At 61.9% G+C, this 12,139-nt stretch carries 9 protein-coding genes and 1 tRNA gene; 5 read left to right on the top strand and 5 right to left on the bottom strand.

The features are described 5' to 3' along the window. Nucleotides 1-19: 19 nt before the first annotated feature. Together ACYU7Q_RS09000 and ACYU7Q_RS09005 are read right to left on the bottom strand one after the other, a co-directional pair. Nucleotides 20-538, bottom strand: a complete 519-nt coding sequence (locus ACYU7Q_RS09000; protein ID WP_460609116.1) for a hypothetical protein — start codon at nucleotides 536-538, stop codon at nucleotides 20-22. Next, on the bottom strand, nucleotides 538-1,677 hold the full coding sequence (locus tag ACYU7Q_RS09005) for a trans-sulfuration enzyme family protein (protein WP_460609117.1): 1,140 nt from the start codon (nucleotides 1,675-1,677) through the stop codon (nucleotides 538-540). Before ACYU7Q_RS09005 ends, ACYU7Q_RS09000 begins: the two co-directional genes overlap by 1 nt. Before the next feature lie 154 nt (nucleotides 1,678-1,831). Between ACYU7Q_RS09005 and ACYU7Q_RS09010 the strand changes: the two genes are divergently transcribed. From ACYU7Q_RS09010 to ACYU7Q_RS09020, 3 genes are all read left to right on the top strand, one after another. Beyond that, nucleotides 1,832-2,776, top strand: coding sequence for a DUF2167 domain-containing protein (locus ACYU7Q_RS09010; protein WP_460609118.1), 945 nt, complete (start codon nucleotides 1,832-1,834; stop codon nucleotides 2,774-2,776). An 80-nt stretch (nucleotides 2,777-2,856) separates the two neighbouring features. Continuing rightward, entirely contained in the window at nucleotides 2,857-3,594 is a 738-nt protein-coding gene (locus ACYU7Q_RS09015; protein WP_460609119.1) for a TVP38/TMEM64 family protein, read from the top strand. Nucleotides 3,595-3,696: 102 nt separating this feature from the next. Next, a tRNA-Arg gene (locus ACYU7Q_RS09020) sits at nucleotides 3,697-3,770 on the top strand. A 72-nt stretch (nucleotides 3,771-3,842) separates the two neighbouring features. Here ACYU7Q_RS09020 and ACYU7Q_RS09025 read toward each other — a convergent pair. Both ACYU7Q_RS09025 and ACYU7Q_RS09030 read right to left on the bottom strand, forming a co-directional pair. Further along, nucleotides 3,843-4,352, bottom strand: coding sequence for a recombinase family protein (locus ACYU7Q_RS09025; protein ID WP_460609120.1), 510 nt, complete (start codon nucleotides 4,350-4,352; stop codon nucleotides 3,843-3,845). Between the two features lie 145 nt (nucleotides 4,353-4,497). Continuing rightward, the gene (locus tag ACYU7Q_RS09030) at nucleotides 4,498-5,070 is read right to left on the bottom strand and encodes a DUF7677 family protein (protein WP_460609121.1); all 573 of its coding nucleotides are present in this window, start codon (nucleotides 5,068-5,070) and stop codon (nucleotides 4,498-4,500) included. A gap of 390 nt (nucleotides 5,071-5,460) precedes the next feature. Here ACYU7Q_RS09030 and ACYU7Q_RS09035 point away from each other — a divergent pair, with 390 nt between their 5' ends. Both ACYU7Q_RS09035 and ACYU7Q_RS09040 read left to right on the top strand, forming a co-directional pair. After that, nucleotides 5,461-9,534, top strand: coding sequence for an Ig-like domain-containing protein (locus ACYU7Q_RS09035; RefSeq protein WP_460609122.1), 4,074 nt, complete (start codon nucleotides 5,461-5,463; stop codon nucleotides 9,532-9,534). 193 nt (nucleotides 9,535-9,727) lie between these two features. Continuing rightward, complete coding sequence (locus ACYU7Q_RS09040) at nucleotides 9,728-10,291, top strand: hypothetical protein (RefSeq protein WP_460609123.1); 564 nt, start codon at nucleotides 9,728-9,730, stop codon at nucleotides 10,289-10,291. A gap of 132 nt (nucleotides 10,292-10,423) precedes the next feature. Here ACYU7Q_RS09040 and ACYU7Q_RS09045 read toward each other — a convergent pair whose 3' ends face one another. Further along, nucleotides 10,424-11,500 carry a Fic family protein gene (locus tag ACYU7Q_RS09045; protein ID WP_460609124.1) on the bottom strand — a complete coding sequence of 359 codons (1,077 nt, stop codon included), beginning with the start codon at nucleotides 11,498-11,500 and terminating at the stop codon, nucleotides 10,424-10,426. Between the last annotated feature and the right edge of the window lie 639 nt (nucleotides 11,501-12,139).

The following is a 12,139-nucleotide window of genomic DNA, read 5'->3' on the forward strand; positions in this document are numbered from 1 at the left end:
CCTGCACGACTGCCCCGAATCACCAGGGCATCTTCAGCGCATCCTGCCACTTGGTAAACGCCCCAAACGGGACTTTGGCGCGGCCGTAGCGCAGCGTACCGCCGGGAATAGCCCGGGCGGCGGCATCCAACTCCCGGAAAGCAACTTTCGCCGGAGCATCGTTGAGACCAAAGAATGTGGCCGGGAAGGCGGTGTAACCGCTATTCATTGGTCCGCCCATAAGATAAACCCCCGTCAGCTTCCAGCCATCGGCCACGCGCACGGCCCGGATTTTCATCTGTTCCGTCAGCGTTTCCCCCGATTCCTGCACCCGGGTCGTGAGCAGGCCGCGGGCGGGGTCCAGCGTATCCGTTACAAAGCCATTGCTGGTCAAATAGGCCCGCAGCCCGGCCAGCACCTCAGCCGGCTGGGCTGCAGTTGCTACCAGTATCAGGTTGGCCCGGCTGGTTGGTCCGGCGGCCGGAGCGGGTTGCTGAGCCGCCGGAAGCGCCAAACTCAGCAGCCCGCCCAGCGCGGCGGCAGTGCATGCCCTCCGCATTACCCAATGGCCTGGGCCAAATCCGCAATCAAATCCTCGGCATCTTCAATACCAACGCTCAGGCGGATGAGCGAGTCGCTCAGGCCCGACTTCCGGCGCTGCTCGGCCGGGATGCTGGCGTGCGTCATGGTGGCCGGGTGGCCGCTGAGGCTTTCCACGCCGCCCAGGCTTTCGGCCAGGGTGAAGTACTGGAATTTCTCGAGCACGGCAATAGCATCTTCCTGCTTATCCCCTTTCAGGATGAAGGAAAGCATGCCGCCGAAATCGCGCATCTGCTTTGCGGCCACCGCGTGGTTGGGGTGGTTTTCGAAGCCGGGCCAGTACACTTTTTCCACTTTGGGGTGCTGGCGCAGGTATTCGGCCACGGCGCGGCCGTTTTCGCAGTGCCGCTGCATCCGAATGTGCAGGGTTTTGAGGCCGCGCAGCACTAAGAAGCAGTCCTGCGGGCCGGGCGTGCCGCCGCAGGCATTCTGGTAGAAGCTCAGGCGCTCGTGCAAGCTGTCGTCGTTCACCACCAGCGCGCCCATCACGGTATCGGAGTGGCCGGCCATGTACTTGGTCAGCGAGTACATCACGATGTCGGCCCCAAGGTCCATCGGCGTTTGCAGATAGGGCGTGCTGAAGGTGTTGTCTACGGCCAGCAGCGCGCCGGCTTCCTTAGCCACAGCAGCGGCAGCGGCAATGTCGATAACGTTGAGCAGCGGGTTGGTGGGCGTTTCGACCCAGATGAGCTTGGTTTTTTCGCTCACCACGGCGCGCACGGCTTCCATGTCGTGCATGGGCACGAAGTGGAATTTGATGCCGAACGGCTCGTACACTTTGGTGAAGAGGCGGTAGCTGCCGCCGTACAGGTCGTTGGTCGAAATCACCTCATCGCCGGGTTTCAGCAGCTTCATCACGCAGTCCATAGCGGCCATGCCCGAGGCGAACGCCAGGCCGTGCTGGCCATTGTCAAGGGCCGCGAGGGCATCCTGCAGCTGCGAGCGGGTGGGGTTGTGCGTGCGCGAGTACTCGAAGCCCATGTTCTTGCCGGGCGACGTTTGCACGTAGGTCGAAGTCTGGTAGATGGGCGTCATGATGGCCCCGGTGGCGGGGTCTGGGTGCACGCCGGCGTGAATGGCTTTGGTGGCGAATTTCATGGATGGGCTGTGAGAGTTGAAGGGCCGCGCGGGCCGGCGGCAAAGGTCGGCGAATAATCGGAAACGGCCGGCGGTGCCGGCTCGCCTTCCGTGCCTACCTTGCCTGCTGATTTTTTCAACCCTTTTCACATCCACGTATTTGTATTCCTTCTGCATGAAGCATTTTCTACTTGCCCTGGCTACCCTCGCGCTGCCCCTGGCGGCCCAGGCCACCCCAAAACCCCTGCTCACGGCCGCCGACTCGGCCGCCCGTCGCACCTTTCTCCTCGACTCGCTCAACCATTCGCTGCACTACCAGCAAGGCCACGTGACGCTGCCCGGCGGCATCAGCGAGATTGAAGTGCCCAACGGGTTCCGCTACCTCGACTCGGCCCAGAGCCGCACGGTGCTCACCCGCTACTGGCACAACCCCGACGGCACGTCGCTGGGCATGCTCTTCCCCAGCAAGCTGAACCCGCTGGATGAGAACAGCTGGGCCTACGTCATCGAATACGACCCCTCGGGCCACGTGAAGGACGACGATGCCGACGACATCAACTACGACGACCTGCTGAAGGAAATGCGCGACGACATGGCAGCTGCCAACAAGGAGCGCACCGCCGCCGGCTACGAGCCCGTGGCGCTGGTGGGCTGGGCGTCTTCGCCCTACTACGACAAAGCTACCCACACCCTGCACTGGGCCAAAACCCTGAAATTCGGCGACAGTCCCGATAACACCCTGAACTACAACGTGCGCGTGCTGGGCCGCAAGGGTGTGCTCATCCTGAACGCTGTGGGCTCTGAGCAGCAGCTGGGCGATATAAAGGCCAGCATTCCGGGCCTGCTCAATGCCGTGAGTTTCGCCAAAGGCCAGCAGTACACCGACTTTAATTCCGGCCTCGACGAAGTGGCCGCCTACGGCATCGGCGGGCTCATTGCGGGCAAGGTACTGGCCAAAGTGGGCCTGTTTGCCGTGCTGCTCAAGTTCTGGAAGCTGGGCCTGCTGGCGCTCAGCGGCGCCTGGGCGGGCATCAAGCGCTTCTTTACGGGCAAAAAGCTGGCCCCCGCCGGCGGCCCCGCCCCCGACGAAGAGCCCACCGAAGAAACTCCCGAGGCGTAATTTTTTCGCCGCTCCCCGGCTTTCCGCCGTACTTGCAGGCCGAAACTCTGCTGCCAACTGGCGGAGTTTCGGCCTTCTTTATGTTCCGACTGCTGCGCGAGCTTTTCCAGAAAAACTTTTCCACGCTGCTCACCATGTTTCTGCTGGTGGCGGTGCCGCTGCTGGGCTCGGCCTCGCTGCTGACGCTACTGTATGAAAAGCAGGACTTGCTGCACCACCTCAGCGCGGGGCAGGCGGTGCTGTATTTCGTGGTCATTGCGTTTACGATGGCGTTTGCGCTCACGCCCACCACGTTTGTGGCCATCGTGACGGGCTACTACTTTGGCTGGGCGGGGCTGCCGGGCATGGTGCTGGCCTACGCGCTGGCCGCCGCCATCGGCTACGAGCTGGCCCAGCGCCTCGACCACGGCAAGCTGCGCCACTTCCTGCACCTCTTCCCCAAGGCCGAGGCCGTGCTGGGCGAACTCCAAAACCAGAGCTGGCAGCTCATCCTGCTCACGCGCCTGTCGCCGGTGCTGCCCTTTGCCCTGATGACGTTTGTGCTGGCCATCGTGGGCGTGCCGCGCAAGCGCTTCCTGGCTGCTTCGGTGCTGGGCATGCTGCCGCGCAGCCTGTTCTTCTACTGGCTCGGCACAAAAGCCTCCGATGTGCTGGCCCTCCTACGCGACCCCGACGAGGGCACACTCAGCAAGCTGGTACTGCTGGGCTTGGTAGCGGCGTCGCTGTTCGGGCTGTATTTCGTTTTCAATCGAGCCCTGCAACGGGTATTGCGCCAGGGCGGCGCCGAAACGAACAAAAAATCTCCGGCTGATTATTAGCCACTTGCTGCCACGCATGCATTTTTCTTGCGGCAAAAAGTGCGCGTGGCTTGCACAGCCGCTTTTTCTCCTCTTACCTTTGTGCTCCCAACACAGGGAAATGGTTGTGTAGCTCAATTGGATAGAGCATCTGACTACGAATCAGAAGGTTTAAGGTTCGACTCCTTACACGACCACAAAAAAGGCCCTCAGCACACGCTGAGGGCCTTTTTCTTTAATACTGGTGGCAGTTTTGGTGGCAGTTTCTTTCAGGCTATGTATTTGGCCACCGTACTGGGGGAGATTCCTAGGGTGCGGGCGATGTAGCCGTTCGACTTTCCCTCCCCCTTCAGTACCCGTGCCTGCTCTACCACCGGGCTTTTCGTGGGTGCCCCGAGCTTAATGCCAACCGCTTTCTTCTTGGCCAGCGAGGCTTTGGTGTTCTCCGAAATCTTAATCAGGTCCTGGGCGGCGATGGTGGCCAGCATCGAGACAATCACATCGCCGAACGGCCCGAGGGAGTCGAGGTAAGGCTCAGTGAAGGATTTGTAGTTCACCCCATGGTCGCGCAGTTCCTTCAGGTACTTGAGCGTGGGCAGGGCCCCTTCCCGGCTGAAGCGGTCCAGCCGCCAGAACACGACCAGGTCGAACTTCTTCTGGTAGGCTTCGAGAAGTAGCTGCTTAAACTGGGCGCGGTCGGACTTGCCGCCCGACACCTCCTCGGTGAACACCTTATAGATGGTGCCGTGCTGCTCGGCAAACTCGCGCAGCTGGTGCACCTAGTTCTCCGGGTCCTGGCCTTTGTCTTTCGTCGATACCCGGGCGTAGATGGCTACTCTCATCCCCGAAATTACTCGTGCAGTCTCGTAGATTTATCCCACCGTTTTCGTGAACCTACTAAGCTGCGTTGATGAATAGGCCGCGCTAATAGATTTCTTGCTCCAGTTCCCATTCGGTGAATGGCTCCTGCGGCATGTCTCCGTCTAACTGCGCACGCGCACGGTCATTGGCTCGTCGCAAGGCCCGCGCGTATGCCGTGGCTTCATCAGGTGCCGGCGCGTTTACCACATTGGTCCACACGGCAAAGGCGGGCACCGCATCGGTGCCAACGCCATCGAGTCCCAACAAGTAATTGGGCGATTGAATGGGGTCAGCAAAGGTGTTGTGAATGAAGTGATGGGCCAACTGAAAAAAGTGTGCGTAAACGTCGTCCGGCTGCTCAACAGGGGCCGTGGCCAGCAGCACCTGTGCTTGCTCCATGTCCCGGTTAACGAAGTACTCGACTAGGTACTCTGCTGCCCGGTCATCGGCTCGTTGACCCGGGCCATGCTGCCGTAGTGCCTCGGTGAATAGCAGAAAGACATTTTCAAGCAGGTGGGGTTCTCGCACCAAGTGGGAAACGTAATCCGCTCCAATCAACTTGGGGTGTAACGTGCCCTTGAAGAGGAAATACACAAAGCACTGGATATCCAGCAGGTCGTCTTCAGGTAAACGCATGCGTTAAAATTACCCTCCTTTCGGCAAACCACTAGCAGCAGCCCGCTATCAGGTGCCTGCAAGCTACTGCGGCACGTGGCGAGTTTACGAAACTCGTCTACGAATCAAAGTTTACGAAACGCGCCGAATGAATGAGTTTCTTAAACTCCATTTTCACGCGTTGTCGGTGGCCACCACTGCCTGTAAACAACCGGCAGAACAGCCCCCACACGCTTGCCATTATTAATGCTTACAAGTGGAAATGATGGGCTAGGGCCAACAGAAGCTCGCGACGGCTTCCACACCGACGGAAAGCCCACTACGCAAGCCGACAAGGAGAAGCGCTGTCGGCTCAACCGGTCAGAGAATCAGCATAGATACCTAGCTTTGTGACTTATTCCTTTCTCGTTTATGCTGAACTATATCTACTCTCTGCTGCGGGGCAGTCGGCTCTCGCTGCTGGCCCTGCTCATCTCGCTCGTTCAGGGCGCTAAGGCGCAAGCCCCTATCTGGGAAAACGCCGCCGCGCTGTTTCCGGTTGCGACCAACCAACCAGTCATTGCGGCGACGGCGACGGACGCAGCGGGCAATATTTTTATGGCCGGTAGTTTTTCTGGCACGGTCAGCTTTGGGGCAACCAGTCTCACCTCCCTGGGTTTCAACGACGCATTCGTCGCCAAATGGAGCCCGGCTACGGGCACTTTCGTGTGGGTGGTGCCCGGTAGCAGTTCGTACGACGACAACACCGTGAGCAGCCTGGCGGTGAGCGGCAGCAACATTTACATCACCGGCTTTTATACCGGGCGGGCGTTTTCCATGGGCTCAGTGAGCCTCGGGAACACCGACCCGAACACGGCCAATATCCGGACGTCCGACGCGTTTGTGGTCAAACTCACCGACGATGGCACCAGCGCCCGTTGCCTGTGGGCGCAGCGCGTGGGCGGGCTGGGCTCGGAACGCGGCACCGCGGTGGCCGTGAGCGGGACCAATGTGTACGTGGGCGGCTACACCAATGGCAGTTCGGTGACGAGTGGCACCACCACCCTGACCGGTTCGCGCTGCTCGGTTTGCGTGGGCGGGTTTCTGGCCAAGTTTGTCGATGCCGGCCCCTCGGGCAGTGCCGGCTGGGCCCGGTTGCTCTACAGCTCCAACAGTGACCGGGTGACCCAGGTGGCCGCGGTTAGCAACAAGGTGTACGTGAGTGGGCAATTCAATGGCATCCTCCCGCTGGGCAGCACGACGCTGTACGCCTCCAACAACTACGACTACTACCTCACGCAGCTCCTCGACAACGGCAGCAGCGCGGCGGTGAGCTGGGCCACCGGCGTGAGCGGGAGTGGCTCGTACGCCGAGACCGTGGAGGCCCTCGCGGCCGATGCCGCCGGCGTGTACCTGACCGGCAACTTCGATAGCCAGCAGTTAAGAATTGGCACCCTCACGCTGGCCAATCCCAACCCGCTAAGTGGGGTCAGCGCGGCGGTTTCCAGCGTGTTTGTGGCCCGGGTGCTGGACCAGGGGACGACCTTCGTGGGCGACTGGATTCAGGCAGCGGGCGATGCCAACGGCACGTCGACCCGGGTGGGCGGGCTGCTGGTGCGCAACGCCAACATTTACCTGACGGGGTACTACAGTGGCACCGCCACGCGGTTTGGCGCGCAGACCCTGCCGCCTCCCCCCCTCCCGACCACGCCCGGGTTGAGAGCTCCGGATGTGTACGTGGCCAAGCTGACGGAGGCCGGGCCGGCCACTACCTTCAACTGGGTCAGGCAGGGCGGTGGCGCGCGCAGCGAAACCGGCAACCAATTGGCGCTGAACGGAACCACTCTGCTGGTGACCGGCACCGCGCAACTGCCCTCTGCTTTTGGTACCCATCCCATTCCGCTGCCTGGTGCCGGCCTCCCGTCCAGCAACGACTTTAATATTGTGGCGTCGCTGACCGACTCCACGCTGGCCGCCGCCCAGCTGCGGGTGGAGCAGGGCAGCGCGTATTACCGTAGCGGAGCCACCTACGATTTCGGCACCTACGCCCTGAACGCAACCTCGCCCCCGGTCACGTTCCGGCTGGCCAATGTCGGCACCGCCCCCCTCACCCTGACCGACATTCGGGTCAGTGGCGACTTTGCCCTGGCGGGGACGTTGCCCTCGGCCCTGCCGCCCGGCGGCAGCGCCCCGCTTGCGCTTACCTGTACCCCCACCCAGGTAGGCCCCCGGACGGGCCTCCTCCGCCTGACCTCCGAACTGGGTACTTACCTGGTAAACCTGCGGGGCGCGGCCCCCTATCCGGCGCCGGTGCTCACCAACATGAGCCCCAGCACGGGCACGGTGGGCGCCACGGTAACGCTGACGGGCAGCAACTTCGTGGTGGGCAGCACGTCGGTCACGCTCAACGGCGTGGCGGTGCCCAGCGCCTTCGTCAACAGCACGGGCACGGCCATTACCCTGTTGCTCCCTGCAGGCGCCACCGCCGGGGTGTTTACCGTGACCACTCCTGGCGGAACGGCCACCAGTGCGCCGTTTTGCGTCACTTATACCACCACGCCTTATTCGGCTTCGGGGTGCGACGTGGGGCCGGTGGCCTTGCGTGTATCGGGTTCGCCCAACGTGGCCAGCAGTGGCTACGCGTGGTACACGGTACCGACCGGCGGCACGCCCCTGCCGGGCGTAACGGGGGCACTCTACAGCCCCGTGCTGTCGGCCACCACCACCTATTACGTGGCCGTGACCACGGGCAGCGGCAGCACGGCCTGCGAAGGCCCCCGGGCCGCCGTGACGGCCTACGTTACACTGCCGCCCACGGTCACGGTCACGGCCAACGGTCCGCTGGCGCTCTGCAGCGGCTCCAGCGTCACGCTCACGGCCAGCGGTGCCACCTCCTATTTCTGGAGCACGGGCCAAACCACGGCCAGCATCACCGTGACCACGCCCGGCACTTATTCCGTGACGGGCGACATCAATAACTGCGGCTCGGCTTATGTGAACACCACCGTCACGACCGGCCCGCGGCCCGCGGCTCCGGCCGTTACCGGCAGCAGCCGGTGCGGCAGCGGGGCACTGGCCCTGGTGGCCTCCGGCACGCCGGGCAGCGGCGGGGGCTACAGCTGGTACACGACTTCGACCGGCGGGGCCAGCATTGCGGGTGCTACCGGTGCCACCTACACCACCCCGGTGCTGAATGCCACGACCACCTATTACGTCAGCGTGCGCGCGGCATCGGGCTGCGAAAGCACGCGCGTGCCGGTGACCGCTACGGTGAATGCCACGCCTGCGCTGAGCATCACGCCGAGCGGGCCGCTGGCCCTCTGCCAGGGCGGGGCCGTGACCCTCACCGCCAGCGGCGCGGGGACCTACCTATGGAGCACGGGGGCCACCGCCGCCAGCATCACCGTCTCGGCTGGCGGTTCCTACAGCGTGACGGTGACCAACTCCGCGGGCTGCACCGCGACGGCCACCGCGACCGTCACGGCGAGCCCGCCCACCACGGCCACATTTGCCTACAATGGGTCCTCGTTTTGCGTGGGCGGGGCCAATCCCGCGCCGGCCGTAACGGGTACCGTAGGGGGTACGTTCTCCGCCGCCGCCGGCCTGAGTTTGGCTGCGGCCACGGGCATCATCAACTTGAGCGCCTCAACGCCCGGTACATATACCGTGACCTACGCGGTGAGTGGCCCCTGTCCCAGCTCGGCCACGCAGAACGTCACCATCACGGCGCCGGCCACGGCCGCCTTCAGCTACCCCACCACCGGCAGCTGCGCGGGCACGGCCAGCACGCTCACGCCGGCACTGGGCACGAGCACTGCCGGCACGTTCACGCTGCCCGCCGCCACGGGCCTGTCGGTGAACGCCGCCACGGGGGTGGTGACGGTCAGCGCAACGGCCGTGGCGGGCACCTACACCGTGACCAACACCGTGGCCGCTTCCGGTGGCTGCGCCGCCGCGACGAGCGCGGCCACCGTGACCATCAACGCACTGCCGGCTACGCCGACCTACACCTACACGTACCCCACGCCCAGCACGGTGCACATGACCAGTAGCGTGGCGCCGGCCGGCACCGCCTACCAGTGGTACCTGACCACGGGCACGAGCACCACGGCCATTGCCGGGGCCACGGCCCAGACGTACACGGCCGCCGGCGCCACGGCCCCGGGCGCCTACACCGTGCGCTTCCTCAGCACGGCCACTGGTTGCCAATCGCTCCCTTCGCCCCCGCTCACGGTGACATCGACGGCTCAGCCGCTGACCGGCACGTCATTGCACTTGTTCCCCAATCCCACAGCGGATGGCAGGCTCACCCTAGAACTCAGGGGCTACGCCAAAGCGGTGAAACTGACGGTTATCGACGCGCTCGGCCGTGTACTATTCGCGCAGGAAGTGGCCCCCGGCCAGACGCGGGCCCAGCTGGACCTGTCGAGCTCGGCCGCGGGCATCTACCTGCTACGCGCGGCCACCGACAGGGGCAACGACGTGCGCCGCATCGTGCGGGAGTAACTTTTCAAGGCCTCAATAAAAAGCCCCGCTGGCAATGCCAACGGGGCTTTTTATTGAGGCCTTGCTGCAGGCAACCACTCTGACGCCTCCCTCGCTAACACCAAGGTCGCAAATGCAGGCCGTTTAGGAAAAGGGTCAGAACAGCAAAAGGAGCGGTTATTTGCAATCCATTTGTACCCGGCAGGTTGCCCCCATGCTTGACGCCTTCATTGAACAATACGCGACGGCAACCATTACCCGGACCCAAACCACTTTCCTGGACTTGGCGGTTACGACCGGCACGTTCCGCGTTCATTACCGCGACAAAGCCGAGTTTCTGATTCGGAACGGGGCCAACGGGGCACTGGCGCACGTCACCGAGCACCCATTGCTGTGGGATTACAATGGGCCCTGGAACACGCTGTACGTATCGGGCGCGGCCCCGGACCCACCCGCGCTGGTCGACGCCCTGCAACGCGCCGTGGCCACCGCCTCGCACCAATGGCGCGCGCTGGACCGCTACTTATTTGGGTCCAACCGGGCGAACTCGTTGGCGTTGCTGGAACAGAATTTAGCCGATGGCAGCGGCCTGCTGGTGGAAGGCGCGCCTGTGGTCATTGCCCAAGCCGTTTCGGCGGTTTGCCAACAACACGGGGCAGCCATTTATTCCCTGGGGCCGCTCGGCCCCGCACCCGCACCCATTACGGAGCCCTTCAGCGTGCTCTTCATTGGCACCTGTTATGTCATTGCCCGAAGCTTTGAGGTGCAAGAACTCTAAGTTCGCCGAAACGGTAGTTCAAGTTAGCAAGTCACCGTTCAAATCAGATTTCTTTTTGAGAAGTTGCGGCCCCATCTGCGCCGCCAGTTTCCCCCGAAGCGGCGCACGCCCTATTCTCCGCCACTTCACGGGCTATTCCATCTTCGAGAGCAACTCGAATAGCGGCTGATTGACGTAGTAATTGGCTTTCCCTTGCTTGTATTTCTGCAACAAGCCGCCGGGCTCGGCTAATTGATTGAGGTAGGTGGCGGCGGTAAGGCGGCTCACATTCAATTCGTGCTGCACGAATTCGATTTTGGTATAGGGATGACGGAATAGGTGGTTGAGCAAGTCCTGACTGTAGAAGCGGTAGCCGCGGAGTTGCTGCTGAGTGCGCTGCATAAGTTGCCGCATGGCATTGATGAGCGTGATGGTTTCCTGAGCGGTTTGCTCTACGCCAGTGATGAGGTAGAGCAGCCACGGCTCCCAGTTGCCGGTATCACGTACTTGCTGCAAGTGCTGGTAGTAAGCGGCCTTGTTACGGATAAGGTAGCGGCTGAGGTAAAGTACCGGCAGGTCGAGCAAGCCTTTGAGCACCAAGTACAAGATATTGAGGATGCGCCCGGTGCGGCCGTTGCCATCGTAGAATGGGTGGATGCTTTCGAACTGAAAATGCAGCACGGCCATTTTCACCAACGGGTCGACATCGCTCAACTCATCGTCGTTGAGATACTTTTCGAGATTGCTCATCAGCTGCATAATGGTGTCGTAGTCCTGCGGGGGCGTATACACAACCTGGCCAGTCTGCTGGTTTTTTAGTGTGGTGCCCGGCAGGCGGCGGTAGCCGGCGTTGTTGTGCTCCAGTTCCTGCTGAATCTGGACCAGTTGGTTCACGCTCAGAAACCCGTGCTTCTGCACCAACTCGAAGCCGCGTTGCAGGGCCGCTGCGTAGTTCTGAACTTCCTTAGTGGCTTGGTTGGGTTGCGTGTCGGCTTGCAAAGTAGCCCGAAATAGCTCATCGTGGGTGGTGATGATGTTCTCAACGGCAGAGCTGTCTTTGGCTTCTTGCAGCGGCAGCGTGTTTAGTAAGATTTCAGCATCGGGAAGGGTGCCCAGTATGCCTTTCAACTCAGCCAAAGCGCGGTGAGCTGCGGGCAGCCGCTTTAGCACCACCCGGGTTTCTAGCTCGATGGTGGGAGGTAACGGCGAGAGTTGCCACAAAGCATTCATAAAGCGTACGGGAGAAAGTGAAAGGTTATGTAAAGAAAAGGGCTGTTTGCTTTACACGAAGTCGAATACCTGTAAAGCAAACAGCCCTTTTCTTTACATGATTAAGTTGCTTACGCGTTTGCTGCTAGTCACCAGCGGCATAACCCTCAATAGCCTAGACCTATCCCGCCTGCGTCGCTAGTTTCTCCCGACCCGGCCAGCACGTCGACCGGTAGGGCAGCGGCGCTTACCCCGTGAAGCAGCACTACGCCGTAGCTTCCGCTGCTGAGTTCGCCAAATCGAAGATTGGCCAAACCAAAAAAGCCCGCTGCCCGCAGACTTGGCAAAGGAGAAGCAAGAAGAAGCCCCGGCTGCGTGAGCGACCGGGGCTTCTTGCATTTTCGGGCCGTTTGAGTACCTTGAAAAGCCCGGAATACGATGTCTTTTGGATGACTCGCGGTGCACGAAATTCATCCCCGAGGGGAAGTTTTGTCACTCCAATTGGTTCACTGACCGAATTAAGGGAGCCGAAAGGAGCCGTTCACGGAAACGAGGGTGGCTGTTGCAGAACTCACGGCAGGCCTGTTCAGCAATCATTCCGCGAGATGAACCACGCTAATGAGGCCATGAAATGGGCCTTTCACCGTCCTATAGACGCTC

This window comes from Hymenobacter terrigena (assembly GCF_054776515.1).

Excerpts from the sequence above, each read along its gene's own strand:
- ACYU7Q_RS09000 (WP_460609116.1), bottom strand. The coding sequence starts at position 538 with ATGCGGAGGGCATGCACTGCCGCCGCGCTGGGCGGGCTGCTGAGTTTG.
- ACYU7Q_RS09005 (WP_460609117.1), bottom strand. The coding sequence starts at position 1,677 with ATGAAATTCGCCACCAAAGCCATTCACGCCGGCGTGCACCCAGACCCC.
- ACYU7Q_RS09010 (WP_460609118.1), top strand. The coding sequence starts at position 1,832 with ATGAAGCATTTTCTACTTGCCCTGGCTACCCTCGCGCTGCCCCTGGCG.
- ACYU7Q_RS09015 (WP_460609119.1), top strand. The coding sequence starts at position 2,857 with ATGTTCCGACTGCTGCGCGAGCTTTTCCAGAAAAACTTTTCCACGCTG.
- ACYU7Q_RS09030 (WP_460609121.1), bottom strand. The coding sequence starts at position 5,070 with ATGCGTTTACCTGAAGACGACCTGCTGGATATCCAGTGCTTTGTGTAT.
- ACYU7Q_RS09035 (WP_460609122.1), top strand. The coding sequence starts at position 5,461 with ATGCTGAACTATATCTACTCTCTGCTGCGGGGCAGTCGGCTCTCGCTG.
- ACYU7Q_RS09040 (WP_460609123.1), top strand. The coding sequence starts at position 9,728 with ATGCTTGACGCCTTCATTGAACAATACGCGACGGCAACCATTACCCGG.
- ACYU7Q_RS09045 (WP_460609124.1), bottom strand. The coding sequence starts at position 11,500 with ATGAATGCTTTGTGGCAACTCTCGCCGTTACCTCCCACCATCGAGCTA.